A 25,785-nucleotide genomic window follows, 5' to 3' on the forward strand; every position below is an offset into this window, starting at 1 on the left:
GACGATTGACCATTCCGCACGTTCGCCGTTGACCATTTTCATCACTGCAAGGCCAGCCGAACGCGCTCAGCCACACGCTCCCAGCTGAACGACCGCGCCCTCTCGATGCCCTTGTCTCGCAAACGGGCACGCAGGTCCGCATCGTCATGCAGACGCTCGATCCCCTGGCGTATTTCGTCCACCCGCAGAGGGTCGACCAGCCAAGCGGCGTCACCCGCGATCTCAGGCAGCGAGGTGACGGTCGAGGTCAGCACCGGTGTACCGCATGCCATCGCTTCGACCACCGGTAAGCCAAAGCCCTCGTACAGGGAGGGAAAGAGCAACGCAATGGCATGACGATAGCAGGCCGCGAGTTGGGCATCATCCAGGCGCCCAGTAAAGCGGATGCGTGCAGCCGCGCCGAGACGGGCAATCTGCTCATCGAGCTCGGCGGTGCTCTGCCCGGTCATCATCAACTCTACGTCTTCGGGCAAGCGGGCTTTGGCAAAGGCTTCGATCAGGCGTCGCTCGTTCTTATGCGACTTACGGTTACTGACGCAAAAGAAGTAGCGAGACGTAGAGGGTGACTCTCCGGCCGCCGCTTCAACGCCGAAGACGCTCGACACGCCGTTGCCGACGTTGATCACGCGCTCGGGCGAGGCACCGCTCCAATCGATGATCCGCTGCCGGGAGAAAGCGGAGACCGTGAGCACACGGCGAGCTTGTCGACAGGCGGGTTTGAGCACCTGAGCGTAGTAAAGGCGCTTCAGCGCGCTGCTGCTCTCATCGACGTCGATGTGATTGAGATCATGCACGGTAATCACGCTACGTGACCGAGCGAACAGCGGAGCGTTGTAGCCAGGAGTGAACAGACGCTTGTGCGGATGCCTGAGCAACCAAAGACCGGTCTTCAGTGGATCCAGCGCACCGCTCGGCTTGCCGCCCAGTTGGATTCCATGCAGGCCGTCCACTCGTTGAAAGAGCTCGCCAGCGAAGCGCCCGATGCCGTGCTCACCAATCCAACGCTCATCGAAAACATATTCAGCGCGGCTCATCAGCGGCACCTGATGAACGACGAAGCCTGCTTATCTCGCCAAAGAAACAGCCGATCATCGTCCAGAAGAAGAAATAGCCTACACGACCTGCGAGCGATGAATTCACCCAGCCTCCGACCAGCGAATAAACGATGTATCCCATCAATGTGAGCCCGAGCGCCAGCATGATCCGACTCTCTCTCCAGCCATGCTCTCGCAGGGCCGAGCGCATCATCATGATCACGGCGACCGCCAAAGCGACGAGCCAGGCAACGAAAGCGATGGCACCCCAAAGCCCAAGCTCGATGCCGAATTGAAACCAGAGTCCATCGGTGATGATCCTGCTGTCGGCGCTGATTCCTTGACTTCCCCATCCGAGAGGAGCCTCGCCACTTCGAATGAACTCCATCGCTTGAAGAGCTTCGGCCCTGTGGTCTTCATTCGACCCTTGAGATAGCCCCGCAGAACTATCGAAACGCTCGACGATCAGCCAGTTCGAGCTAGTTGTTTGCGTCGGAAACAATGGATCCACCGAGTGATGGGCGATCGAATTGTAGGCAGTGAGCGCCACACAGGAAAATGCGGTGATCGCGATGACGATCGCCAATCGCGTCAAGTAGCGCCTACGATCACTTGCCAAGACGAACCAGAGAATCGTCAGCAATGCACACCAACCCGCGGTCGCGGCCAATGCATAACGGGACATGGCCAGGTACTGCACCGACGCGAGCATGACGACGGCCAATCCCGACAGCCAGCTCCCTTCGCTGAGATAATATTGATAGCTGAAGACAAGAAAGAGGAATATTACTGCTGCAAAAATGATCGAATTCCCCACCAATGCAGTTGGCCTCACCCAACCGAGAGGTGGAAAGCCCAGCACTTCCTCCCCCATCAACACTAGCCAGCCTTCGTCGACGGCATATCCGAGCAGATACTGCATGATGCCGATGCTCGAGAGGAAAATCCCCGCCACCAGAAAAAACTGGCTGGAAAGACGGCTAGATGTCACATGGAACGCATACGCACCTAGCGCACAGAACGGAATGAAGAAATATGACAGGCTAGCCTTGATCGCAAGAACCGGGTCAGGCGCATAGAGCAGCTGATAGATCAATGCCAGGATTACACCGAACGCAAGCAGGGCGAGCAAGGTGAGGGCGGGAATGGAATTCAATCGCTGCCTGCCGCCGATGATCCCCAGAGCCGCACAGACGGTGGCGGCCATGAAGATCGCATAAGTGCCGGCATTCACACCTTCTGCATGCACTAGATAGGCATAAAGGTTGGATAATTCACCACTCAGCAAGACCAGCAGGCATGCCGAGAGAAAGACACCACCCATCCAGCGCGATTCAGTCCTCAAAATAATGCCTCTATATTTTTCATGAACCGCATGATCATTTCCCGAAAAAATAGAGCGTACTTGCCATCGATCCAGGAGAGCGGCGAGCACTTCGAGCGATCGACGCAGCTGCGCTCCCCTGCCTACCGCCACATCCTTACTGAGAGCGACCGTAGAGGTCCTCGAAACGAACGATATCGTCCTCGCCGAGATAGGCACCGGACTGAACCTCGATCAATTCGAGCGGGATTTTTCCGGGATTGGACATGTAGTGCGTGGCGCCCAAAGGAATGTAGACCGACTCATTTTCCGCTACCAGTTTTTCTTCCCCGTCGATGCCCACCAGGGCAGTACCCGAGACCACGACCCAATGCTCGGAACGATGATGGTGCATCTGTACCGAGAGCTTCTGGCCAGGATTGACGGTGATTCGCTTGACCTGATAGCGCGCCTCCATGTCGATGGAGTCGTACTTGCCCCAGGGACGATAGACTTCCCGATGGTTATCGTGCTCGCAGCGGCCTTGCTGCTTGAGCTGCTCGACGACGAGCTTGACGCGCTGATCCTGATCCTTGCGCGTAATCAGGACCGCATCCTTGGTTTCGACGACGACGAGATCCTCGACTCCTACCGTCGCGACCAGTCGATGGCTCGAATGGACCAGGGTGTTACGGGTGGTGTCGGCTATCACGTCGCCGGTGAGTACGTTGCCATCCTGGTCCTTGTCGCTGATTTCCCACAGCGAAGACCAAGAGCCGATGTCACTCCACCCCGCCTGCAACGGCACTACCGCGACGCGCGGGTCCTTCTCCATCACCGCATAGTCGATCGAATCGCTCGGACAGCGCGAAAACGCCTCGGCATCGACGCGAATGAAGTCCAGGTCCGCAGCGGCACCTTCGATCGCGGCCTCGCAAGCGGCCAGCATATCGGGCGCGTACTGGCCGAGCGCTCCCAGGTAGCGATCGGCGCGCATCAGGAACATGCCGCTGTTCCAGAGATACTCACCGCTTTCCAGATAGCGCGCAGCCGTCTGCGCATCCGGTTTTTCGACGAATCGCTGCACCGCGAAACCGGCATCCAGCGCTTTGCCACGCTGGATGTAGCCGTAGCCGGTTTCAGCCCGGGAAGGCACGATACCGAAGGTCACCAGATGCCCCTGTGCCGCAAGCGGCACCGCGCGGCGAACCGCGGCCTGGAAAGCATCGACGTCCTGGATCACGTGATCGGCAGCCAGAACCAGCAGCAGCGCGCTCTCCTCGGCGCCTGCACGCTCGGCCTGCAGCGCGCCGAGAGCGATCGCGGGTGCGGTGTTGCGGCCTTCGGGCTCGAGCAGCAGGCAGGTGTCACCGACCTCGGAGGCACGAAGCTGCTCGGCGACCAGAAATCGATGTTCCTCGTTACAGATGACGATCGGTGCGGTACAGGGCAGCCCCTCGAGACGCGCCAGGGTCTGCTGGAGCAAAGTCCCTTCACCGAGGAGATCAAGAAACTGCTTGGGCCGCAGACGCCTGGAAAGCGGCCATAGGCGAGTTCCGCTGCCGCCCGCCATGACGACCGGAGTGATCACCGCTTCGCTGTTCAAATCGATCCCCTCTTCACCATATGTCACGCCTGTCCGTGTGCCTGAGCGTGATACGCGCAGACGGAAATACGAACTGAATTGAACGTGCTCCGTTCCAAAACAATGTAGCAATCATTCCTCTACTCGGCCGCCACGCCGGAAGAAGAAAAACAGGAACCATACTCGCCTGCGCGAACATGATTCCTGTCTTTGCTACTCAGCTGTCCAACATAGCGAGACGATGCTCAAGGCTTAGCCATACACCGGCAGGCGCTTGCACACCGCCTCGACCTCACCACGAACGCGGGCCTCCACCTCGCCACTATCGCCCTTGGCCAGCGCATCGAGGATGTCGCAGATCCAGCCGGCCAGCGCCTTGCACTCGGCCTCTTCGAAGCCGCGGGTGGTAACGGCTGGGGTGCCGATACGCAGGCCGGAGGTGACGAAGGGGCTCTGCGGATCGTTGGGCACCGAATTCTTGTTGACGGTGATATGCGCCCGGCCAAGCGCGGCATCGGCATCCTTGCCGGTGATGCCCTGCTTGACCAAGGAAAGCAGGAAGAGGTGGTCTTCGGTGCCGCCCGAGACGACATCGAAGCCTCGCTCGAGGAATACGCCGGCCATGGCCTTGGCGTTCTTGACCACCTGGCGCTGGTAGACCTTGAACTCGGGCTCGAGCGCTTCTTTGAAGCACACCGCCTTGGCGGCGATCACATGCATCAGCGGGCCGCCCTGCTGGCCGGGGAAGACGGCGGAGTTGAGCTTCTTGTAGAGATCCAGATCGCCGCTGGCCGAAAGAATCAGGCCACCACGCGGGCCGCGCAGGGTCTTATGGGTGGTGGTGGTCACGACATGAGCATGCGGCAGCGGGCTGGGATATTCACCGGCGGCGACCAGGCCCGCAACGTGGGCCATGTCGACGAAGAACCAGGCACCGACGCCGTCAGCGATCTCGCGAAAGCGAGCCCAGTCGATCACTTGGGAATAGGCGGAGAAACCAGCGATGATCATCTTCGGCTGGTGCTCCTTGGCGCGCCGGTCGATCGCGTCATAGTCGATCAACCCTTGCTCGTCGAGGCCATACTGGATCGCATTGTAGTGCTTGCCGGAGAAGCTCGGCTTGGCGCCGTGGGTCAAGTGGCCACCGGCATCGAGGCTCATGCCGATCACGGTGTCGCCGGGGGAGACCAGCGCCTGGAACACCGCGGAATTGGCCTGGGAGCCGGAGTGCGGCTGGACATTGGCGTAGTCGGCGCCGAACAGCTGGCAGGCGCGCTCGATGGCGAGCTGCTCTACCTTGTCGACGAACTCGCAGCCACCGTAATAGCGCTTGCCCGGATAGCCTTCGGCGTACTTGTTGGTCAGCTGGCTGCCCTGGGCCTCCATGACGCGAGGACTGGTGTAGTTCTCGGAGGCGATCAGCTCGATGTGATCCTCCTGACGCTGTACTTCTTCGTCGATCGCGCTCAGCAGCACGTCATCGTAGCCGGCGATGGTCATGTCACGGGTGAACATGAAGCATTCCTCATTGCAAGGTGGCGGTTGGAAATCTGGCTGACCAATGCGTCACCGCGGGCCCGGGGCGATGAGTATCGACGATTTCCCGGCTGGGAGGGATCGAGGCCTTCTGCGGCGCGATGGGGTCGAGATGGGCGCCATGATAGCGCAGGCCCCTGCGCTTTACACGAGCGGTGGCGCGATCGGCGCAGGCGATGTCGCGCTGAAATTCCCGGCCTAGCGCGCCTTGGCATCCACCAGCCGGCCTGACACCCAAGTCAGTACCAGCAGGTCCACGAGCACCCGCAAGCACCAGACGAAGGCTACCGCGGAGATGCTCTGGTACCAGACCAGCGCCACCGACAGGGCCACCAGATAGAGCGGGACTTCCGCCAGATGGATCAACGCGGTGACCTTGGAGGCCCCCGAGGCCTGGATGACGCAGAAGGGCACCTGGGCAAGCGAGTTGAACAGCACCCCCAGCGAAATCCAGAACAGTACCCAATACCCTTGCTCCCGGAACTCGGGCCCAAGCCACCACTCAAGCCCCCAACCACCGGCGCTGATCAGGCAAAGGGTGACCACGCCCACCAACCCGGCGATCAGCATGCCGAAGCGCTTGATCAACGAGCGCACCTCTTCGACGTTTCGCTCGGAAAGCGCCTTCGACACCGCCGGGAAGAGCACGCTGGCGATCGCGATCGGAACCACCAGCACTTTGGTGACGATCTCGTAGGGCGCGGAGTAGTAGCCGACCAGCGTAACGGAGAGGAAGCTGCCGATCAGGAAACGGTCGAAATAGACCATGATCGGGCTGACCACGTTCGAGACCGTCATCCATCCGCCGAAGGCGAACAGCTCCTTCAGCAGCGCGGGCTGGATCGCACCCACCGAAAAGCGCAGATGGCGCTGGTTGGCTAAGAGGTAGGCGACGAACATGGCGATCCGGGCCAGCAGCAGCGATAGCACCGCGAGCGAGAAACTGTCACTGAACCAATAGAACGCATAAGGGCCGACCAAGAAACAGGCATTGATCGGAATCTTGACCAGGTTGATCAGGCGAAACTCAGCGTAGCTTTCAAGACACGAGCGCATCACCGTCGCCCAGATGGTGAAAGGAATCGCTATCGCCGTCCACCTGAAGGCATCGCGAACCGCAGGAATCAGCGCCGCATCGACATTGAACACCCTGGTCGCGAGCACCTCGGAGCACGACCAGAACAGTACCCCGCCGAGCAGACCCATGATGCAAACCACCGGCAGCGCGGTGGAATAAACCAACCGGTTGCGCTCGACTTCTCCCGCGCCGATATTGCGCGAGAGCAGGAAGGTCAACGCGCGGCTGATGCCCAGGTCGAAAAGGGTGAAGTAGCCGATCAGCATCCAGATGATCGACAGCACCCCGAACAGCTCGACACCCATCTGCCTGATGATCAGCGGAATGAACACCAAGCCCACTGCCAGGGGCACGATGAAACCGGCCAGGCTCCAGGCAATGTTGCCGGAGTGCCCGGATCGCAGCCTCCCCAGCACTTTAGCGATCACCGCACGGCTCCTTACCGCGACACCCGTTGCCGGCCGCGAGCGATCCTCTCATCGCCGTACCGCCAGCGCGGCAAGCATGGATTCGAGATCCTCTCTCCAGTCGCTCGGCGCTATCGCTGCCTCGCGTTCGAGCTTCGAGCAATCCAGTACCGACCAGGCAGGTCGCTGCGCCGGGGTCGGATACTCCTCGGTCGACAACCGGCGCAGACGCGGCACGCGCGCAAGCACTGCCAGCGCCTGCGCACGCTGGAAGATCGTCTCGGCGAAATCATACCAAGTGCAGGCTGGCGCGCCGGCGAAGTGATAAACCCCAGCACCCGGTGGCGATGGAGAGGCTAGCGCTTCGCCGAGCCGCCACAGCGCCTCGGCGATGCTCACCGCCGAAGTCGGGCAGCCCCATTGGTCCGCGACGATGCCGAGTTCATCGCGCTCAACGCCGAGCCTCAGCATCGTCTTGACGAAATTCTGGCCGTGGATGCCGAACACCCAGCTGGTCCGCAGCACCAGGCTATCGGGCGAGGCGGCCAGGAGCGCCCTCTCACCGGCCAGCTTGCTGGCGCCATAGACGCTGTTCGGCGCGGTAGGATCGTCCTCCCGATAGGGGCGATCGCAGTCTCCGCCGAAGACGTAGTCGGTGGAGACGTGCAGCACCGGAATCCCAGCGGCGGCGGCGGCCCGGCCAAGCCGGGCGGGTCCATCACGGTTGACCGCGAAGGCGAGCTCCGGCTGACTCTCGGCGCGATCGACGGCCGTATAGGCCGCGGCGTTGATGACCTGGTCGGGCCGCCAGCGCGCGAAGGCCGCATCGATCGCGCCAGGGTCGGTGAGGTCGAGCTCGCTCGAGCCGACACCGATGGCCTCGACATCGAGCGGCGCGCGTTCGAGCAGCGCTCTACCGACCTGCCCCGTCGCACCGCCGACCAGCACTCTTCGGCTCAAGACACTCGCTCCAGCAGCTCGCGTAAAGTCGGATTGGCCGCATCCTTGTCCGAGAGCAGCGGCGACTCGATGGGCCAGTCGATGCCGATCTGCGCATCGTTCCAGATCACCCCGCCCTCGTCGCCCGGCAGATAGTAGTCGGTGCACTTGTACTGGAAGTCGGCCACCTCGCTGAGCACGCAGAAACCGTGCGCATAGCCTGGAGGAATCCAGAGCTGGCGCTGGTTCTGGTCGTTGAGCTCGATACCGAAGTGCTGGCCGCAAGTCCGAGAGGCGGGATCGATGTCGACCGCTACGTCGTAGACGGCTCCGCGACTGACTCGCACCAGCTTGCCCTGCGGCCTGGTGCGCTGGAAATGCAGCCCCCTCAGCACTCCCCGCGAGGAGCGCGAGTGGTTGTCCTGGACGAACGCCGGCTCGATGCCAGCCTCGCGATAACGCTCGGCCTGGAAGGTCTCGAGGAAAAAGCCCCGTCCATCTGCGAATACCTTGGGTTCGAGCACCAGGACGCCGGGCAGATGTGTCTCAATGACTTTCATGGAACTACTCCGATCGGCAAATCTGCAACAGGTACTGCCCATAGCCGGTTTTTTCCAGCCGCTGCGCCTCGGCCAGCAATCGGTCACGGGTAAGCCACCCTTGGCGATAGGCGATCTCTTCGAGGCAGGCGATCTTGAGACCCTGCCTGGTTTCGAGAATATGCACGAACTGGCTCGCCTCCATCAGCGAGTCGTGGGTTCCGGTGTCGAGCCAAGTGAAGCCCCTGCCGAGCAGCTGCACGCGCAACTCACCGAGCTCGAGGTAGGCATTGTTGATCGCCGTGATCTCAAGCTCGCCTCGCTCCGATGGCTGTACTCGCTTGGCGATTTCCACCACTTTGTTGTCGTAGAAGTAGAGCCCCGTCACCGCATAGGGCGAACGCGGTCGTTCAGGCTTCTCCTCGATCGAGAGTGCGCGCCCCTCGTGATCGAACTCGACCACGCCGAAACGCTCCGGATCGGCGACGCGATAGCCGAAGATCGTCCCGCCCGAAGAACGAGCCGCCGCTTCGCGCAGCATCGCGCTGAAGCTCTGCCCGTAGAAGATGTTGTCGCCGAGAATCAGGCAGACATCGTCGTCGCCGATGAAGGATTCACCGATGATGAACGCCTGGGCCAATCCGTCGGGAGAGGGCTGCTCACGATAGCAAAGCGACACCCCGAAGCAGCTGCCATCGCCGAGCAGCTTGCGGAAATTGGGAAGATCCTCGGGCGTGGAAATGATCAATATCTCGCGGATGCCCGCCAGCATGAGCACCGACAGCGGATAGTAGATCATCGGCTTGTCGTAGATCGGTAACAGCTGCTTGGAGACGCCGCGGGTGATCGGGTGCAGTCGCGTACCTGAACCGCCGGCAAGAATGATTCCCTTCATTGCTCCTCCTTATGGGCGACTAGAGCGGATCGCGCCCATTCCGCCACGCGTTCTCAAGCGCCAGAACCCAGACGGCCCAGGCGATAATCGCCGTCGAGCACGCGCTGCCACCACTGCCGGTTCTCCAAGTACCACACCACCGTCTTGCGCATCCCGCTATCGAAGCTCTCGCTGGGAGTCCAGCCCAATTCGCGCTGCAGCTTGGAGGCATCTATCGCGTAGCGCTGGTCATGCCCCGGACGGTCGGGAACGAAAGTGATCAACTCCCGGTAGGTGCCAACCCCCGCCGGCTTTTGCGGTGCGAGCTCCTCGAGCAGGTCGCAGATCCGCTCGACCACTTCAAGGTTACGTTTCTCGTTGTGGCCACCGATATTATAGGTCTCACCCACCCGCCCTCGCGTCACGACCTCGATCAGTGCGCGGGCATGATCCTCGACGTACAACCAGTCGCGGATCTGGCCGCCATCACCATAAACCGGCAGCGGCTCGCCTTTCAGCGCGTTGAGGACCATATGGGGAATCAGCTTTTCAGGGAAATGGTAGGGCCCGTAATTGTTCGAACAGTTGGTGATGACGATGGGCAGACCATAGGTACGGTGCCACGCTCTGACCAGATGGTCGGACCCCGCTTTGGAAGCGGAATAGGGAGAGCTCGGCGCATAGGCCGTGGTCTCGACGAAGAACGCCTCGCTGCCATGCAGGTCTCCATAGACCTCGTCGGTGGAGACGTGATGAAAACGAAAAGCCGCTTTCTCGTCCTGCGCGAGCGTCATCCAGTAGCAGCGCGCCGCTTCGAGCAGGGTGTAGGTACCGAGCACGTTGGTGCGGATGAACTCTGCGGGGCTGTCGATCGAACGATCGACATGCGATTCGGCGGCGAGATGCATCACTGCGTCGGGACGGAACTCGGCAAAGATGGCATCCAGCGCCTCGCGATCGCAGATATCGACATGATGAAAGTCGTAACGCTCGGAATCGAGCACGCTCTGCAGCGACTCCAGGTTTCCCGCATAGGTCAGCGAATCGACATTGGCGACCCTGTGCGGTGTGGACTGGATCAAGCGGCGAACCACCGCTGAACCGATGAATCCAGCACCACCAGTGACGAGAATGCGTTTGCTCATGCTAGTCGTTCCATTCAAGGGGCGGTCGTCTGGGGCTGGTGATCTCACCGGCCCTTGACGATGATGCGAGCCACTACTCGCGCCTTGGCGTACTCCCCACGGCGCAGGCGATTGAGCCAGACAAGAAAGAGGCTCGCCCAGACGATCGGCAAGCGTAGCGGGTGGAACCTGCGAGTCAACTTGAGCCGGTTCCTGACGATGTAGTAATCGGAAAGAGCGCTGGTACCGGAGGCGGTACTCGCCCCTTCCTTGTGATACACCACGCTGTCGAGACTGACCCCGAGCCGGAAGCGCCCCTTGGCGCGCAGGCAGAGGTCGAGCTCTTCGTAATACAGGAAGTAGTCTTCGCGAAGCATTCCCACCTGTTCGAGCAAAGAGCGTGAAAGCAGCATCGATGCGCCGATCACGTAATCGATCTGGTCTTCGACCAGGGCGCGATCATAGTGCCCTTCACTGGGAGACCAGGCCTCGTAGTGCCGGGTGGTGCAGAGCCAGGGATTATAGCAGCCCCCCAATCCCTGCAGCTTGCCGCGATCATGCGCGTAAACCAGCTTGGCACCGCAGATGCCGATCGAGGGATCCTCGCGACACCGTTCGACCATCTTCGACAAGCAGTCGGGGGCCACTTCGGTATCGTTGTTCAACAACCAGACGTACTCCATGTCTGGTTGATTCAGCGCCATGCGGATACCGACGTTGTTGCCTCCAGCGAAGCCAAGGTTCGCCCCGGTCTGAATCAGATACAGGCAGGATTCCCGCTCGTCGACCACGTGGCGGCTCGCCTCCTGCGCGCTCAGCTCGAGCAGGGACAGCTGCATTCTGTCATCAGGCGCCTGAGCCTCGAACCAGCGCTTGATCACCTCGTATGAATCATCCTGCGAGCGGTTGTCGCAGACCAACAGCCTGAATCGCTGCCCGCTCATGGCGAACAGACTGCGCAGGCAGGCGATCGTGTCTTGGGCTCCCTGCCAATTCAAAATAACGATATAAACCATGTTTTTCCAAGACACTCCATGACCCAGGACCAGTCCCGCGCGCGGCGATCATCGAACGAGCCGCTGCCTGCGAACCGCCCCGCATCATGTCATGCTGGCTTTCGGCTTACCACGTCGACGACGCACCGGCCCATGGGGAACATCCCCCCGTCACCGCGGTCAGAAAGCCTGTGTCCCGCCTGCTCATGCATGCCCCGACCATGCCCCGACAAGGAAGCCCGGACGACGATGACCAGGAGAGAAACCACGCACCACCCTAGACGCCGCTGGCGCGATCATCTCAGCGGCACGCTCGCCGCGCTGTCGATCCTGGCGCTGACCATGGCGGTGGTGGTCGGCCCCGGCACCAGCGTCGGACATCGGCTCTCCGAGCGGATCGAAGCCTGGGTTGCCCACATCGCGCCGGTCGACGACGAAACCTTGGACCTCGCTTCGGTCGATCTTCCCCGACCCGTGGGCGCGGATCAGCCAGGTTCAGCCGTAATGGCGACGCAGGCGCTGGGCGAAGAAGTAAAGCTCGATCACTGAGAAGAGGATGAGCAGGTAACCGATCGATTCGGAGCACTCCTCGACCATGTCCTTGACGATGCGCATATAGTCGTCGCCCATCGCCGCCTGCCACATCTTCCCGCGCCCCAGCAGACGGGAGAAGACGAAGGTGGACAGGAACCCCGCCAGGAAGAGTCCGAACGGCATCGAGGTGAAATAGAGCCGCATCTCGACGAACAGCCGATAACGATGGTGGAGCAGATAGTAGAGCGTCGGCAGCGCTACCAGCGCCACCGGCCATTTCCAGAAACCGTGGCTGATCAGATCATCCATCAGCGCATCGTTTTCTCTCAGCAGCGCCGAGAGCGCGAACATCGCCATGACCATCAGGCCGACGCGGAACAATCCGAAGTATCGCCGCACCGCCAGAAGCCCGATGACGGTGAGCGCCAGAATGCCACTCTGGGTGATCTCGGTGAACGACCACTCGGAGAATTTGAGCGATGCATCCATCCCGCGCTGGGCATCCCACAGCATGCCTTGGGCGTAGCCAACGATGACGAGAATGTAGAGCACCACCCGCAGCAATACGCCAGTAGATTCACGGGGAGAAAGCAACGGCGCCTGAGCGCCGTCGGGAAGAGGATTATGGAACTTGGTCACGGGCCACTCTAATTAGCGAGCTATTAAATTTTCGGATGGCGCGCATTTTGCCACAAATCAGCAGCGCCGGTGGTCACTTTTCGCCACCGTGGCCAGTGAGGGATATCCCACATTCAGCTTTGAATGCCCACTTTCAGATCCCCAATCGTATCGATCACCCTTCCCCCAGCAGCTTGAGACTCTCCAATGGCGCGGTGCGGCGCAGGGAGCGCGAGAGCAGCAGTCCGATCCCCCCGATCAGCAAGGCACCGAGCGGTGGCATCGATAGCCACAGCAGCGGATGCGGTCGCGCCGGGAGATCCAGCCAGCCAAGATAGAGCGCCGCGGCGGCCAGCTCGGCGAGCGCGGCACCAAGCAGCCCGCTGCCGACACCGAGCAGCACGAACTCGGTGGCCTGGACACGCAGCAGGTAGCGGTCTCCCGCGCCGAACACCCGCAGCAGTGCCCCTTCATGGGCCCGCGCGGGATGCGAGACGATCATCGCCGCGTAGAGCACGGCGACCCCCGCGAACAGCACCAGCGCCAGGATCGCCTCCACCGCTCGTGAAACCTGGGCGAGAATCTCGCGCAGCTGAGTGAGCAAGGCATCTATATCGAGCAGGGTGACCGAGGGAAAGTCCCGCACCAGCTGGTTGAGCAGCCCCTGGTGCTCGGCGGATAGATAGAAGGAGGTGATGTAGCTGGCACCGAAGCGCTCGAGCTCCCCCGGAGGGAAGATCACGAAGAAATTGGGCCGGAACGCCTCCCACTCGACTTCGCGAATACTGGTCACCCGAGCGTCGAGGATTTCACCGCCGATATCGAAGCCGAGCACGTCGCCCAGGTCGATGCCGAGGCGTTCGGACAGATCGCTCGCGATCGATATCGGTGCAGGCTCCCCTCCTTCGCCCACGGTGAACCACTCACCTGCGATGATCTGGTTGTCGGGTGGCATTTCCTCGCGCCAGGTGAGGTTGATCTCGCGGCTCAGGTTGCCATCCTCGCGAGCCTCCTCCGGCACCGCCTGGCGCGCGGTGACACCGTTGATCATGGTCAGGCGCCCGCGCACGATCGGGAAGAAGTCCGAGCGCGACTCGCCAGTGCCATCGAGCGCGCCGGCGAAGGCATCCAGCTGGCTCGGCTGGATATTGATCGCAAACTGGTTCGGCGCATCGACCGGCAGCCTCGCCTGCCAATCGCTGATCACATCGCCGCGCACCAGGCTGATGATTGCCATCGCCGCGAAGGTCACCGAGAACGCCACCAGCTGGCCCACGCTCGCCCGACGCCTGAGCGCCAGCTGCCGGGCACCGATACGCAGGGTCGATGGCAGCCAGCGGGCGAGGTAGAACAAAAGATCCAGCGCCACCCAGGTCGCCCCCCAAAGCGCGGCGAGCAGCACCAGCCCGCCCAGCAGTACGCCGAGCGAGAGCAGCAGCTCGCCGCTATAGAGCCACAGCAACGCACCGAAGCAGAGGGTGGCGACGCCCAGCGCCAGCCACCCCGACACCGGCAGCGGCTCGAGCTCGCGGCGCAGCACCTTGAGCGCGCTGACCTGACGCAGCCGGGCGAGAGTCGGCCCGGCGAAGCCGATCAGCACGGCGAGTGCGGTGAGCAGCCCCATCGCCAGCGGGGTGAAACCCGGCGCGGGCAGCTCGAGTGGGAGGAATGCAGCCAGCAGCCGCACCAGCAGCGCCTGGCCCAGTGCGCCAAGCAGCGCTCCCACAAGCGTGGCGGCAAGCGCCAGCCAGCCGAGCTGGAGCACGAACAGCGCCACCAGGTCACGCTGGACCATGCCGAAACAGCGCGCCAGCGCGGCGGCATCGAGATGACGCTCAACGTAGCGGCGGATCGCCATCGCTACCGCGACACCCGCGAGCAGCACCGCGGCGAGCCCCGCCAGGCTCAGGTACTGCTGGGCACGCTCGAGGGCACGTCCGAGGCTCGGGCTGTCCTCGCGCACATCGAGCACCCGAATCCCCTGGTCGCGCCAGCGCTGCAGCTGCGGATCGAGGCTTGCAAGCTGTGCGGCGTCACCCGCCGCCATCAGCCGGTAGGTCAGTCTCGCCCCGGGCTGCAGCAGACCACTGTCGTCGAGATCAGCCCGCTGGATCATCACCCGCGGGCTCAGGTCCTCGAAGCCGAGCTGCTGGTCGGGCTCGCTCACCAGCCACGCGTCCACCCGGTAGTGCCGGCTGCCGAGCTGCAGCTGGTCGTCGAGCCGCAGGGCCAGCAGCTGGGCGAGTCGCGGCTCGACCCAGACCGAGCCGCGCGGCGGGCCGCCCTGGGTGTCGAACGCACCATCTCCGCGATCGATGATCACGGTGCCGTACAGCGGGTAGTTAGCATCCACAGCCTTGAAGCTGACCATCTGGAAGCCGTCGTCGCGACTCGCCATCGATACACTGCGTATCTGTTCGCTCAGCCGCATACCCGACGCCTCGAGCCGCTCCACGGTGTCGGCATCGAAATCGCTGCCCTTGACCAGCACCAGGTCACCGCCGAGCAGCCGCCCGGCCTGGCGCTCGAGCCCCGACTCGACCCTTTCGAGGAAAAAGCCGATCATCGTGGTCGCCGCCACCGCAACGCACAGCGCGATGAACAACGCCCTGACGTCCGACGCCCGAGCATCGCGACGCAGCGCGCGCAACGAGTAGCCGAGCAGATGGATCACTGCTGCCACTCCGGCTCGACGTCGTCGCAGGTCTCGCGTATTCGCCCCTGCTCGAGATGCAGCCGGCGCTGGCAACGGTTGGCAAGCGCCAGGTCGTGGGTCACCAGTACCAGGGTGGTACCGCGTTCACGATTGAGCGAGAACAGAAGATCGATGATGCGCTGGCCGGTCGCTCGATCGAGATTGCCAGTCGGCTCGTCGGCGAACACCAGCTTCGGCTCGGTGACGAACGCCCTCGCCACCGCCACGCGCTGCTGCTCGCCGCCGGAAAGCTGCCTGGGCAGATGCCCTGCGCGCTCATTGAGCCCGACCCGCTCGAGCCAGCGGCGAGCAAGCGCGGTATCGGCTCGCCCGCCGGCCATTTCGAGCGGCAGCATCACGTTCTCGAGCGCGGTCAGCGTCGGCAGCAGTTGGAAGTTCTGGAACACGAAGCCGACGCGCCCCGCGCGCAGCCGCGCCCGGCCATCCTCGTCGAGATGCGCAAGCTCCTGGCCGAAGAGTGCGATACTGCCGCTGGTCGGCGCGTCGAGCCCCGCCATCAGCCCGAGCAGGGTCGATTTTCCCGCGCCGGAGCTGCCCAGCACTGCAACGCTCTCGCCGGCGCCGATCGATAGACTCAAGCCATCGAGGACCGATAGCTGGCGCTCGCCGATACCGACCGTCTTGTTCAAGTCATCGACGCGAATCACTGGCTGGTCGTGTTTCTGCTCACCCATAGTTCGTCCGATCTCGCGTCTCGTCTTATCATAAGGGGGTATCGACACCTTCAAGTTGAGCGCCGCAGCGGCCCATCCCCATCGCAAGGAGCGCAAGATGTCCCCACCTTCACGCCCCCAGCTCTTCGTCTCGCGCCTCGACGCTCGAGGGCGGGCGTGTATCGATCATACGCGTGACTCGACCAAAGCATGGGCCGGAGGGGATCTTTTTCAACGTCGGGCAAGCAAATGGTTGGCGCTGCCGCTGTTCTTGCTGCTCTCGCTACTGCTGATGAGTACGCCGCTCGTCCACGCCGAGGACGAGGCTGATCGACCGACGGTCATGGTCTTCGGCGACAGCCTCAGCGCGGCGCTCGGCATCGAGCGCGAGCAAGGCTGGGTGAATTTGCTCTCCGAGCGCCTTGGCGATGAGTATCGGGTGGTCAACCCAAGCATCAGCGGCGAGACCACGGCGGGCGGCCTCGAACGCCTGCCCGCGGTGCTCGAGCGCTATCGCCCCGACTACGTACTGCTCGAACTGGGCGGCAACGATGGGCTCCAGGGCCTGCCACCGCGGCAAATGCGCGCCAATCTCGCCCGGATGATCGAACTCATCCGCGCCGAGGGCGCCCAGGTGGTGCTGCTCGGCATCATGATCCCGCCCAACTATGGCCAACCCTATGCCGATGCCATCGCCGGGGTCTACCCGGCGCTGGCGCAAGAGTACGCCATCCCCTACCTGCCGTTTTTGCTCGAAGGCGTAGCGCTCGACAACGCGCTGATGCAAAGCGACGGCATCCACCCGAACGCCAGCGCCCAGCCCCGGCTGCTCGACAACCTGTGGCAAGTGCTGGCACCGCTGCTCGGTGAGCCGAGCTGATTTTCGCAACGACTTGCCGTCCCCCGCTCGGCGAGCGGCACCACGAAACCCAAGCCAGGCCCAAGGAGAGCTTTCATGGCGCAGACCGGCAGCGCACTAGTGGCGGCCTATCGACTCGATGGCAAAGGCGGCGGAAACCCTCTGAGTACGGAAACGCTGAACGCAGCCTGGGACAGCGATCCCAACGACATCTGGATGCATCTCGACTTCACCTTCGCAGACGCCGATTACTATCTCTCCACCCTCGCCGAGCTCGACGAGGCGCTGATCGAGGCATTGCTCGAAGAGTACACCCGTCCTCGCGTGGCGCGCTTTTCCGGCGGCCTGATGACCACCTTGCGGGGCGTCAACCTCAACCCGGGAGAGGCGCCGGACGACCTGATCTCGCTGCGGGTATGGCTGAGCCACAATCGGCTGATCACGCTGCGTCGCCGTCCGCTGCAGGCGATCCAGCAGGTTCGCGACGATCTCGCCTCGGGCAGCGGTGCGTCGAACGTCACCGCATTGATGGTCGAGATGGCGGATCACATGATCGACCAGATGGGTGAGCTGCTGCTCGAGATCGACGAGGCGCTCAGCCAGGGCGAGGAGAAGATGCTGACCGGCACCGAGCTCAACGGCGACGACCTCGCCCGGCTGCGCCGGCCGATGATCACCCTGCGTCGCTTCATGGAGCCACAGTACGACTGTCTCAATCGCCTCTGCGATGCCTCGCTCGGTCTCGACGAGACCAACCGGCTGGCGCTGCGCGAGGTCGCCAACCACCTGTACCGCTACATCGAAGACGTGCGCGCGATGCAGGAGCGCGCGCTGATCATCCAGGAGCAGATCTGGAGCATCCACAATGAGCGGCTCAACAGCCGGATGTATTTGCTGTCGATCATCACCGTGCTGTTCCTGCCGCTGACCTTCCTCACAGGCCTCCTGGGCATAAACGTCGGCGGCATCCCTGGGGCGAACAACCCCTACGGCTTCGCCCTGGTCCTGGTGCTATGCCTGCTGGTCAGCGTGCTGGTGCTGGCAGCGGTCTGGGGCTGGCAGCGCTATCGCCAGCGCGGATAGAGAAGCGGTATCAGCTATGGCGATCGATATGCCCTAGGTCACGCTCGGGATCGAGCCGGTCCCGAACCAGCCGCTTGAGCGCCTTGATCTCGGGAAAGCCTTCGTCGCGCACCCGCTCCCACAGGCTTTCGCCATCGACGAGGATCTCGAAGCGCCCGCCATGGCTCGGCACCAGCGCGACCTCCTCGAGCGATTCGCCGAAGGTCTGCAGCAGCTCCTGCGCATACCAGCCGGCACGCAGCAGCCAGTGGCACTGGGTGCAGTAATGGATGGCTATCTTCATTGCATTTCCTCATCGGTGGACGGATGCCGACGGCTCGGCGAATGGCCCCGGAGCGGCAACCTTTCCGGCACCGGGCACACAGGGTCGACGACCTGGCGATGAGCATTCTCCACCGCAATCGCCACAGGCTCCAGAGCGGCGAAAACCAGCCGTCCCGCGCTCCCACTTCCGACCATCGCCAAGACGATGGACAAAGCGCTTGTCATCGGCAGCCAAGCACGTTATACAGCGTTCATGCTTTTCAAAGAGGCAAAAACACGCTTCGTTGGAGGTGTCAAGATGAGCTCGGAACTCTACTCGGATCAGCAGGATGACGGTGACGATCTGGAAGCCGTCAATGACGAGATCTTCGCCCCCAAGAGCCGCGCCAAGAGTGATCCCCGCACACGGCGACGGGTCGAGGCACTGCTCGAGGAGCGGCGCTTGCAGCGCCTGATCGAGGACAGCTGGGATGGGGAGTTCGACGAAGAGGAGTAACTCTTCCGCCAGCGCTTCGGTCCCCCTTCGACGACGCCTTCGGGCGTCGTCGACGTTTCGCCCTCCTCCTATTCCCCGATTCTCCTTCTCCGGCTGGTCTTGCCCGGCTCGGCTCTTTATCATCGGCCCCATTCGCCGGGGGAATCCATCGCCTATGCGCCGAGCGCGCGGGCAGCCTATGCGATCGAGACGCATCGCTCCCCCCTGAGTGCAACAAACCACGAGGAAGATCGTCACACATGGCGCAATACGTCTATTCGATGAACCGGGTCGGCAAGGTCGTCCCACCCAAGCGCGAAATCCTCAAGGACATCTCGCTCTCATTCTTCCCTGGCGCCAAGATCGGCGTACTCGGCCTCAATGGTTCGGGCAAGTCCTCGCTGCTGCGGATCATGGCCGGCGTCGACCAGGAGTACAACGGCGAAGCCGTGCCGATGCCGGGCATCAACGTCGGCTATCTGCCCCAGGAGCCCCAGCTCGACGACGCCAAGACGGTGCGAGAAACGGTCGAAGAGGCGCTCGGTGAGGTCAAGAGCGCCCAAGCCGAGCTCGAGGCGGTCTACGTCGCCTACGCCGAACCGGACGCCGACTTCGACGCCCTGGCCGCCAAGCAGGCGAGGCTCGAGAACATCATCGAAGCAGCCGACGCCCACAACCTGGAGCGCAAGCTCGAAGTCGCCGCCGAGGCGCTGCGCCTGCCGCCCTGGGACGCCAGGATCGAGCATCTCTCCGGCGGCGAGCGCCGTCGCGTGGCGCTCTGCCGGCTGCTGCTCTCGAACCCCGACATGCTGCTGCTCGATGAGCCGACCAACCACCTCGACGCCGAATCGGTCGGCTGGCTCGAGCGCTTCCTGGTCGAGTATCCCGGCACCGTGGTCGCGGTGACCCACGATCGCTACTTCCTCGACAACGCCGCCGGCTGGATCCTCGAGCTCGACCGCGGCCGTGGCATTCCTTTCGAGGGCAACTACTCCGACTGGCTAGAGGCCAAGGAAAAGCGTCTCGAGCAGGAGGCCAAGCAGGAGGCCTCGCGCCAGAAGGCGATCAAGCAGGAGCTCGAGTGGGTGCGTCAGGGCCAAAAAGGCCGCCAGGCGAAGAGCAAGGCGAGGCTGTCCAGGTTCGAGGAGATGCAGTCCAGCGACTTCCAGAAGCGCAACGAGACCAATGAGATCTACATTCCGCCCGGCCCGCGCCTGGGCGACAAGGTGATCGAGTTCCACGGCGTGACCAAGCGCTTCGAGGACAAAGTGCTGTTCGAGGACCTTTCCTTCACCATCCCGACCGGTGCGATCGTCGGTATCATCGGCGGCAACGGCGCCGGCAAGTCGACGCTGTTCAAACTGGTGACCGGCAAGGAGCAGCCGGACGCCGGCGAGGTCGTGCTCGGCGACACCGTCAAGATCGCCTACGTCGAGCAGCTGCGTGACCACCTCGATGACAGCCAGACGGTATGGCAAGCGGTCTCCGATGGCCAGGACGTGCTCAACATCAACGGCTACGAGACCTCTTCGCGCGCCTACGTCGGCCGCTTCAACTTCAAGGGCACCGACCAGCAGAAATTCCTCTGCGACCTCTCGGGCGGCGAGCGCGGGCGGCTGCAACTGGCGCAAACGCTGAAGCAGGGCGCCAACGTGCTGCTGCTCGACGAGCCCTCCAACGACCTCGACATCGAGACCCTGCGTGCGCTCGAGGAGGCCCTGCTCGCCTTCCCTGGCTGCGCCATGGTGATCAGCCACGACCGCTGGTTCCTCGACCGCGTCGCCACCCACATCCTCGCCTACGAAGGCGACTCCCAGGTGACCTTCTTCGAGGGCTCCTATACCGAGTACGAAGCGGACTATCGCAAGCGGGTCGGCAGCGACGTACCGAAGAAGGTCAAGTACAAGCGCATCGACGCCTGAATACGCCTTCGTAGCCTGACGCGCCCGCTCATCGGCGGGCGCGGACGATAACCGTGGAGGTTCGGGCCGGAGCCCGGCTTAGTAGAGCGAGGGCTCGCCCTCGGGGCGCGTCTTGAAGCGGCGGTGCAGCCATAGGTACTGCTCGGGGTGCCGGCGGATCGCCTGTTCGATGAAGGCGTTGACCCGCGTGGCATCGGCTACGTCGTCACCGCTCGGATAGCCTTCCAGCGCAGGCAGGTACTCGAGGGTGTAGGTGTAGTCGTCGTCGTTACGATGGAACATCAGCGGCATCACCGGGGCCCCGGTCATTTTAGCGATCTTGGCGGTGAGCTTGATGGTCGCGGCATCGACGCCGAAGAACGGAGCGAACACACTGGCATCGCGGCCAAAATCCTGGTCGGGGGAATACCACACCGCATTGCCCGCCTTGATCCGCTTGACCACACCGCGCAGGTCGTGGCGATCGATCGCCTGCCCGAATATCCGATTGCGTGCGCGGGTCATGAACTTCTCGAACACCGGATTGTTGTGCTGGCGATAGACCACGTCGGCGTCGAAGAACAGCGAGTGCAGCGCACCACCGAGATCCAGGGTCGAGAAGTGGATGCCGATGATCAGCACCCCCTTGCCCTCGGCCTTGGCCCGCTCCATGTGCTCGGTACCCTTGAACACCACGCGATGGCGCATGTGCTCGGGATCGCGGCACCACCCCGTGGCGGTCTCGAGCACTCCGATGCCATTGGCGTGGAAGGTGCGCTTCACCAGCGCCTCTCGCTGGGCGTCATCGAGCTCGGGGAAGCACAGCCGCAGGTTGGTCTCGGTGATGTGGCGACGCCGCTTGAGCGTACGGTAGACGAGCTCTCCCAGCCCCTTGCCGACCCACAGTTTCAGCCGCCACGGCAGGAAAGCGCCGATGCGCATCGCAGCGATCATCGCCCAGGTGGGCCAGAAGCGGGGATGAAGGTGGCTTTGGGGATAGGGTTTCTTCTGCTTTGCCATGTGAAATCGCGTGCCATAGGTCGAAGGAACACCGCTCAGCCACGAACAACCGAGCGCGCCGCATTGTACCCATAAAGCGCGACGGATGCCGACGGCTCCAGGGCGAGAGCGCCTTAACCTACGCTCACGATCCGCGGCACCCGCGGCAGTATCCCGGTGAGCAGGGTGTAGCTGATCGTATCGCAGTGCCTGGCCACCTCGTCGACGCTGAGCTGCGAGCCATCCTCGGCCCGCCCCCAGAGCGTCACCTTGGCACCGATATCGGCAGTGGGGAGATCGGTGAGATCGACGGTGAGCATGTCCATCGACACCTTACCGGCAATCGCGGTGCGCCGACCATCGACCAGCACCGGCGTGCCGTCCACGGCGTGGCGGTCATAGCCATCGCCGTAGCCGCAGGCAACCACACCGATGCGCGTCTGCCGCGAGGCGATGAAGCGCCCGCCATAGCCGACCGGCTCGCCGGGCTCGACGCTGCGCACCGCGATCACTTCGCTCTCGAGCGTCATCACCGGGCGCAGCCGAGCGCTGAACGGGTTGGCGCGCTCGAGCGGATCGGCACCGTAGAGCATCAGCCCGGGCCGATGCCATTGCCCCCGCGCCCGAGCCAGGGCGAGCGTGGCCGGGGAGTTGGCCAGGCAGCACGGCACCTCGTAGCCTTCGGCCTCGAGCCGGTACCGCAGCGCCTCGATCTCGGCGAGCTGATGATTGGCGTAGGCCATGTCAACCCCGTCCGCGGTGGCGAAATGGGTGACCAGGTGGACGCCGCATACCTTGGGGCTGAGCGCGAGGCGCCGCCAATGGCGCACGAAATCCTCCGTGCCGAACCCTAGCCGGTGCATCCCTGAGTCGAACTTCAGCCAGGCATTGATCGGCCCGGGCAACCGGCTGCGCTCCACCGCTTCGATCTGCCAATCGCTGTGCAGCGTGGTCCAGAAGCCCTCCCGGGCGATGATCTCGAGCTCAGATTCCTCGAAGAATCCTTCGAGCAGCACGATCGGCTTATCGATGCCTCCTTCGCGCAGTTCGAGCGCCTCCTCGATGCAGGCCACTGCGAAAGCCGGGGCCAGGGGCTCGAGCGCGCGAGCGCAGGCGAGCGCGCCGTGACCATAGGCGTTGGCCTTGAGCACGGCCAGCGCGCGGCTTTCAGGAGCGCATTCGCAGGCGAGTCGGTAGTTGTGTCGGAGGGCATCGAGATCGAGCTTCGCGCGCAGCGGGCGGGCCATGGGGGTTCCTGAATGACTGAGGGGTGGCGAGAGTCGCATGCCGCCCGAGCAGGCGGGGACGAATCATCGCAGCTTTAGAACATTATTATTTTTCAACGCTCGCGCGATTGCACGGTGATTCCAAACGAAAGACCCGATCCATTGTGGATGGATCGGGTCTTTTGCCGTTACTACGCAGTAAAAACCTCTGCGCGGTAAGCGCTACTGCTGCATACCCATCTGGCTCAGGTCGATCTGCGCATCACCGATCGGCTGCTCGCCCTGGGCATCGATGCGTACGGGGCTGTCATCCACCACCAGCCAGCGATTGAGCACATCGAGGGTATCGACGTCGAGCACCCCGGCCTGCTGACGCAGGCTGAGCATGTTAAGCACGTAGTCATAGCGCGCGCTGGCGTAGTCGGAAAGCGCGGTATAATAGTTCTGCTGAGCGGTGAGCACGTCGAGGATGGTACGCGTTCCCGCGTCGTAGCCGTCCTGGGTCGCCTGCAGCGCGGCGCGGTTGGAAACGATCGCACGCTGGCGCGCCTCGACCGTGAGCACGTCGTTGTTGGCCTGGGCGAAGAAGGAGCTGACCTGCTGCACCGCGGTGCGCAGCTGCTCCTCGGCGGTGAACTGCGCCTGCTCGAGGGAGTAGGTGTTCTGGCGCACCTGGGCGCTGGTCGAACCCCCGGTGTAGATCGGTAAGGTGGCCTGCAGACCGATGCTGTTCGACTCGTCATAGCCGATGTAGTTGCTGCGGTTGCTGTCGCCGTACTGGTAGTTGGCGACCGCCGAGAGCGTCGGCAAGTGCCCGGCACGGGCGACTCGCACGTTCTCGCGGGCCAGATCGATGCCGGCACGGGCGGCGCGCAGCGCAAGGTTCTGGGTGCTGGCCATCTCGACCCAGGCCTGACGGCTGGTCGGCTCCGGCGGCTGGATCGGCAGCTCCTCGGACAGACGGTCGATGCTCGGATACTGCTTGCCGGTGAGCTGCTCGAGGGCTTCGAAGTTGACCCGCAGGATACTCTCCTGGGAGATCCGCTGTGCACGGGCGGAGTCGTAGGAGGCTTCGGCCTCGCGCACGTCGGTGGAGGCGATCACCCCGACGTCGAACTGCTCGCGGGTCTGGTCGAGCTGACGCTGGTAGGCCGTTTCGGCGGCGCGGTAGGTATCGAGCAGCTCCTTGGCGCGCAGAACCTCGAAATAGGCGCTGGCGACGTTGTAGAGCATCACCTGGCGGTTGTTGGAGAAGTTGAGCGCCTGCTGGGCGCTCTGCCGCTTGGCCGCCTGGAGGGTGTACCAGTTGGTCGCATCGAACAGCGACTGGGTCGCCTGCAGCTCGATCGCCGAGGAGTTGTAGGTGTTGTCACCACCGGAAGACAATCCATTGGCAGCGCGCGAGCTCTCACTGTTGGACACATGGTAGCGAGTGATGTTGCCGTTGGCGGTCACCTGCGGCAGCAAGCTGCCACGAGCGATCGCCTCGCCTTCCTGGGTCGCATTGACCCCGGCCCGGTCGGCCGCGAGGCTGGCATTGTTGAGCAGCGCATCCTGGGCGATCGTGAGCAGATCCGCCGCATGCGCTACCTGTGAAGCCATGGAGATCCCCAGAACCAACGGCAGCACTCTTAACGTCGACATCGATGCCATCCTATTTGTTGAGCTCTTCGCGTCTCTGTATTCGCCCGCGAATCGAAGGCTCGCCCTCGATGAGAACGCGGATAAAGTTAAATTGGCGAGAAGGTTATCACATCGTCTCGCACTTACATACATCCACGCATGTTAGTAAGCGAGTCATCAAGAAAACCCATCCCTGACAAGCGCATCCCGCCCGGCCAAATGGCCGGGCGGGATGGGAATGCTTGGAAAGGCCGCTCGATCACTCGAAGATGCTATCGAGGGTCAGCCCCTGCTTCTCGAGCATGCGACGCAGCTTCTTGAGCGCCTCGACCTGGATCTGGCGAACCCGCTCGCGGGTCAACCCGATCTCCTCGCCCACTTCCTCGAGGGTCGCCGCTTCGTGGCCACGCAGCCCGAAACGCCGCACCACCACCTGCATCTGCTTATCGGAGAGTTCGGCGAGCCACTCGTCGACGTGCGCCTTGACGTCGAAGTCGACCAGATTGGACTCTGGCCCGGCTTCGTTCTCATCGGCGATGGTATCGATCAAAGGCTTGTCGCTTTCGGCACCGATCGGATAATCGACCGAAGAGACCCGCTCGTTGAGGCCGAGCATCTTCTTCACCGATTCGACCGGGCGGTCGAGATGGGCGGCTATGTCCTCGGCGGTGGCTTCGTGGTCGAGCTTCTGGGTCAGCTCCCGCGCGGCGCGCAGATAGACATTGAGCTCCTTGACCACGTGGATCGGCAGCCTGATGGTGCGGGTCTGGTTCATCAGCGCCCGCTCTATGGTCTGGCGAATCCACCACGTCGCGTAGGTGGAGAAGCGAAATCCACGCTCCGGATCGAACTTCTCCACCGCACGAATCAAGCCGAGGTTGCCCTCTTCGATCAAGTCGAGCAAGGTCAGCCCGCGATTGAGATAGCGCCGGGAAATCTTCACCACCAAGCGCAGGTTCGACTCGATCATGCGTTGGCGGCCGGCAGGATCACCCTTGCGCGCGAGACGACCGTAGTAAACCTCTTCCTCAGGTGTCAGCAGGGGAGAAAAGCCGATCTCGTTGAGATATATCTGGGTGGCGTCGAGGCTGCCGCTCTGGGCAGGGCGGTCGTCGCGATTGAGGGCGCGCTCGAAGGCGCCATCGTCCTCTTCGTCCTTTTCCTCGTCGTCCTGATCGAGTCCGAGGGCGCCGCGTTCATCGTCGACCTTGCTCTCTTCGAACTTGTCGTCGGTGAAGAACTCCGCGTTGGCGTTCTGCAGCTCACGTTCCTTCGTTCTAGCTACTGCGCACATGTCGATTCCCCTTCGTCCTTGGGGTGGTCGGTGCGAACGGGTTGCCCGGACGACGACCGAACACCTATGTGACAGCACCATGTCCTCGACTACCGACGCTTCCGCTCCTGGGTTCCTTCGGGGCGG

Annotated in this window: 23 protein-coding genes; 5 read left to right on the plus strand and 18 right to left on the minus strand. The window is 62.9% G+C overall.

Going from position 1 to position 25,785, the window contains the following annotated elements; translation table 11 throughout:
* Positions 1 to 41: 41 nt before the first annotated feature.
* The 10 genes from A5892_RS16905 to A5892_RS16950 all read right to left on the minus strand — a co-directional run bounded on the left by A5892_RS16905 (position 42) and on the right by A5892_RS16950 (position 11,363).
* A complete protein-coding gene (locus tag A5892_RS16905; protein WP_064123788.1) occupies positions 42 to 1,034 on the minus strand; it encodes a glycosyltransferase family 4 protein in 993 nt (330 codons plus the stop codon).
* The gene (locus A5892_RS16910; protein WP_150123586.1) at positions 1,021 to 2,469 is read right to left on the minus strand and encodes a hypothetical protein; all 1,449 of its coding nucleotides are present in this window, start codon (positions 2,467 to 2,469) and stop codon (positions 1,021 to 1,023) included. The genes A5892_RS16905 and A5892_RS16910 overlap by 14 nt, the downstream gene beginning before the upstream one ends.
* A 46-nt stretch (positions 2,470 to 2,515) precedes the next feature.
* A complete protein-coding gene (locus A5892_RS16915; RefSeq protein WP_317627702.1) occupies positions 2,516 to 3,970 on the minus strand; it encodes a mannose-1-phosphate guanylyltransferase/mannose-6-phosphate isomerase in 1,455 nt (484 codons plus the stop codon).
* A gap of 204 nt (positions 3,971 to 4,174) precedes the next feature.
* Positions 4,175 to 5,437 carry a serine hydroxymethyltransferase gene (gene glyA, locus A5892_RS16920; protein ID WP_064123790.1) on the minus strand — a complete coding sequence of 421 codons (1,263 nt, stop codon included), beginning with the start codon at positions 5,435 to 5,437 and terminating at the stop codon, positions 4,175 to 4,177.
* 219 nt (positions 5,438 to 5,656) lie between these two features.
* Complete coding sequence (locus tag A5892_RS16925) at positions 5,657 to 6,964, minus strand: flippase (RefSeq protein WP_064123791.1); 1,308 nt, start codon at positions 6,962 to 6,964, stop codon at positions 5,657 to 5,659.
* Positions 6,965 to 7,012: 48 nt separating this feature from the next.
* A complete protein-coding gene (gene rfbD, locus A5892_RS16930) occupies positions 7,013 to 7,903 on the minus strand; it encodes a dTDP-4-dehydrorhamnose reductase (protein ID WP_064123792.1) in 891 nt (296 codons plus the stop codon).
* The gene (gene rfbC / locus A5892_RS16935) at positions 7,900 to 8,442 is read right to left on the minus strand and encodes a dTDP-4-dehydrorhamnose 3,5-epimerase (RefSeq protein WP_064123793.1); all 543 of its coding nucleotides are present in this window, start codon (positions 8,440 to 8,442) and stop codon (positions 7,900 to 7,902) included. Before rfbC ends, rfbD begins: the two co-directional genes overlap by 4 nt.
* Before the next feature lie 4 nt (positions 8,443 to 8,446).
* Positions 8,447 to 9,316 carry a glucose-1-phosphate thymidylyltransferase RfbA gene (rfbA, locus tag A5892_RS16940; protein WP_064123794.1) on the minus strand — a complete coding sequence of 290 codons (870 nt, stop codon included), beginning with the start codon at positions 9,314 to 9,316 and terminating at the stop codon, positions 8,447 to 8,449.
* A gap of 53 nt (positions 9,317 to 9,369) precedes the next feature.
* On the minus strand, positions 9,370 to 10,440 hold the full coding sequence (gene rfbB / locus A5892_RS16945; RefSeq protein ID WP_064123795.1) for a dTDP-glucose 4,6-dehydratase: 1,071 nt from the start codon (positions 10,438 to 10,440) through the stop codon (positions 9,370 to 9,372).
* Between the two features lie 44 nt (positions 10,441 to 10,484).
* Positions 10,485 to 11,363, minus strand: coding sequence for a glycosyltransferase family 2 protein (locus tag A5892_RS16950; RefSeq protein WP_411431759.1), 879 nt, complete (start codon positions 11,361 to 11,363; stop codon positions 10,485 to 10,487).
* A gap of 300 nt (positions 11,364 to 11,663) precedes the next feature.
* Between A5892_RS16950 and A5892_RS20355 the strand changes: the two genes are divergently transcribed.
* Entirely contained in the window at positions 11,664 to 11,963 is a 300-nt protein-coding gene (locus A5892_RS20355; protein WP_064123797.1) for a hypothetical protein, read from the plus strand.
* Here A5892_RS20355 and A5892_RS16960 read toward each other — a convergent pair.
* The 3 genes from A5892_RS16960 to A5892_RS16970 form a co-directional block, all read right to left on the minus strand.
* Complete coding sequence (locus tag A5892_RS16960; RefSeq protein ID WP_150123587.1) at positions 11,910 to 12,587, minus strand: hypothetical protein; 678 nt, start codon at positions 12,585 to 12,587, stop codon at positions 11,910 to 11,912. The two genes, A5892_RS20355 and A5892_RS16960, sit on opposite strands and share 54 nt — an antisense overlap.
* A gap of 154 nt (positions 12,588 to 12,741) precedes the next feature.
* Positions 12,742 to 15,240 carry an ABC transporter permease gene (locus A5892_RS16965; RefSeq protein WP_190295698.1) on the minus strand — a complete coding sequence of 833 codons (2,499 nt, stop codon included), beginning with the start codon at positions 15,238 to 15,240 and terminating at the stop codon, positions 12,742 to 12,744.
* Entirely contained in the window at positions 15,237 to 15,956 is a 720-nt protein-coding gene (locus A5892_RS16970) for an ABC transporter ATP-binding protein (RefSeq protein WP_064123799.1), read from the minus strand. The genes A5892_RS16965 and A5892_RS16970 overlap by 4 nt, the downstream gene beginning before the upstream one ends.
* A gap of 271 nt (positions 15,957 to 16,227) precedes the next feature.
* Here A5892_RS16970 and A5892_RS16975 point away from each other — a divergent pair, with 271 nt between their 5' ends.
* Both A5892_RS16975 and A5892_RS16980 read left to right on the plus strand, forming a co-directional pair.
* Positions 16,228 to 16,815 carry an arylesterase gene (locus A5892_RS16975; protein WP_150123659.1) on the plus strand — a complete coding sequence of 196 codons (588 nt, stop codon included), beginning with the start codon at positions 16,228 to 16,230 and terminating at the stop codon, positions 16,813 to 16,815.
* 75 nt (positions 16,816 to 16,890) lie between these two features.
* A complete protein-coding gene (locus A5892_RS16980; RefSeq protein ID WP_064123800.1) occupies positions 16,891 to 17,877 on the plus strand; it encodes a CorA family divalent cation transporter in 987 nt (328 codons plus the stop codon).
* 10 nt (positions 17,878 to 17,887) lie between these two features.
* On the opposite strand, the gene A5892_RS16985 is transcribed toward A5892_RS16980, so the two are convergent.
* Positions 17,888 to 18,160 (minus strand): SelT/SelW/SelH family protein, encoded by a 273-nt coding sequence (locus A5892_RS16985; RefSeq protein ID WP_064123801.1) that lies wholly within the window; start codon positions 18,158 to 18,160, stop codon positions 17,888 to 17,890.
* A gap of 279 nt (positions 18,161 to 18,439) precedes the next feature.
* On the opposite strand from A5892_RS16985, the gene A5892_RS16990 reads away from it, so the two are divergent.
* Complete coding sequence (locus tag A5892_RS16990) at positions 18,440 to 18,637, plus strand: PA3496 family putative envelope integrity protein (RefSeq protein ID WP_064123802.1); 198 nt, start codon at positions 18,440 to 18,442, stop codon at positions 18,635 to 18,637.
* Positions 18,638 to 18,876: 239 nt separating this feature from the next.
* Entirely contained in the window at positions 18,877 to 20,538 is a 1,662-nt protein-coding gene (gene ettA, locus A5892_RS16995; protein ID WP_064123803.1) for an energy-dependent translational throttle protein EttA, read from the plus strand.
* 78 nt (positions 20,539 to 20,616) lie between these two features.
* Here the strand turns inward: ettA and lpxL are convergent, their stop codons facing one another.
* From lpxL to rpoS, 4 genes are all read right to left on the minus strand, one after another.
* A complete protein-coding gene (lpxL, locus tag A5892_RS17000; RefSeq protein ID WP_064123804.1) occupies positions 20,617 to 21,537 on the minus strand; it encodes an LpxL/LpxP family Kdo(2)-lipid IV(A) lauroyl/palmitoleoyl acyltransferase in 921 nt (306 codons plus the stop codon).
* Positions 21,538 to 21,650: 113 nt separating this feature from the next.
* On the minus strand, positions 21,651 to 22,763 hold the full coding sequence (gene alr / locus A5892_RS17005; RefSeq protein WP_064123805.1) for an alanine racemase: 1,113 nt from the start codon (positions 22,761 to 22,763) through the stop codon (positions 21,651 to 21,653).
* Positions 22,764 to 22,964: 201 nt separating this feature from the next.
* Positions 22,965 to 24,386, minus strand: a complete 1,422-nt coding sequence (locus A5892_RS17010) for a TolC family outer membrane protein (protein WP_082890529.1) — start codon at positions 24,384 to 24,386, stop codon at positions 22,965 to 22,967.
* Between the two features lie 238 nt (positions 24,387 to 24,624).
* Complete coding sequence (gene rpoS / locus A5892_RS17015) at positions 24,625 to 25,659, minus strand: RNA polymerase sigma factor RpoS (RefSeq protein ID WP_082890530.1); 1,035 nt, start codon at positions 25,657 to 25,659, stop codon at positions 24,625 to 24,627.
* Positions 25,660 to 25,785 lie beyond the last annotated feature (126 nt).

This window comes from Halotalea alkalilenta (assembly GCF_001648175.1).
GTDB classification, from domain to species: domain Bacteria; phylum Pseudomonadota; class Gammaproteobacteria; order Pseudomonadales; family Halomonadaceae; genus Halotalea; species Halotalea alkalilenta_A.

Excerpts from the sequence above, each read along its gene's own strand:
- A5892_RS16905 (WP_064123788.1), bottom strand. The coding sequence starts at position 1,034 with ATGAGCCGCGCTGAATATGTTTTCGATGAGCGTTGGATTGGTGAGCAC.
- glyA (WP_064123790.1), bottom strand. The coding sequence starts at position 5,437 with ATGTTCACCCGTGACATGACCATCGCCGGCTACGATGACGTGCTGCTG.
- rfbC (WP_064123793.1), bottom strand. The coding sequence starts at position 8,442 with ATGAAAGTCATTGAGACACATCTGCCCGGCGTCCTGGTGCTCGAACCC.
- rfbA (WP_064123794.1), bottom strand. The coding sequence starts at position 9,316 with ATGAAGGGAATCATTCTTGCCGGCGGTTCAGGTACGCGACTGCACCCG.
- rfbB (WP_064123795.1), bottom strand. The coding sequence starts at position 10,440 with ATGAGCAAACGCATTCTCGTCACTGGTGGTGCTGGATTCATCGGTTCA.
- A5892_RS16950 (WP_411431759.1), bottom strand. The coding sequence starts at position 11,363 with ATGAGCGGGCAGCGATTCAGGCTGTTGGTCTGCGACAACCGCTCGCAG.
- A5892_RS20355 (WP_064123797.1), top strand. The coding sequence starts at position 11,664 with ATGACCAGGAGAGAAACCACGCACCACCCTAGACGCCGCTGGCGCGAT.
- A5892_RS16970 (WP_064123799.1), bottom strand. The coding sequence starts at position 15,956 with ATGGGTGAGCAGAAACACGACCAGCCAGTGATTCGCGTCGATGACTTG.
- A5892_RS16975 (WP_150123659.1), top strand. The coding sequence starts at position 16,228 with ATGAGTACGCCGCTCGTCCACGCCGAGGACGAGGCTGATCGACCGACG.
- A5892_RS16980 (WP_064123800.1), top strand. The coding sequence starts at position 16,891 with ATGGCGCAGACCGGCAGCGCACTAGTGGCGGCCTATCGACTCGATGGC.
- A5892_RS16985 (WP_064123801.1), bottom strand. The coding sequence starts at position 18,160 with ATGAAGATAGCCATCCATTACTGCACCCAGTGCCACTGGCTGCTGCGT.
- A5892_RS16990 (WP_064123802.1), top strand. The coding sequence starts at position 18,440 with ATGAGCTCGGAACTCTACTCGGATCAGCAGGATGACGGTGACGATCTG.
- ettA (WP_064123803.1), top strand. The coding sequence starts at position 18,877 with ATGGCGCAATACGTCTATTCGATGAACCGGGTCGGCAAGGTCGTCCCA.
- lpxL (WP_064123804.1), bottom strand. The coding sequence starts at position 21,537 with ATGGCAAAGCAGAAGAAACCCTATCCCCAAAGCCACCTTCATCCCCGC.
- alr (WP_064123805.1), bottom strand. The coding sequence starts at position 22,763 with ATGGCCCGCCCGCTGCGCGCGAAGCTCGATCTCGATGCCCTCCGACAC.
- A5892_RS17010 (WP_082890529.1), bottom strand. The coding sequence starts at position 24,386 with ATGTCGACGTTAAGAGTGCTGCCGTTGGTTCTGGGGATCTCCATGGCT.
- rpoS (WP_082890530.1), bottom strand. The coding sequence starts at position 25,659 with ATGTGCGCAGTAGCTAGAACGAAGGAACGTGAGCTGCAGAACGCCAAC.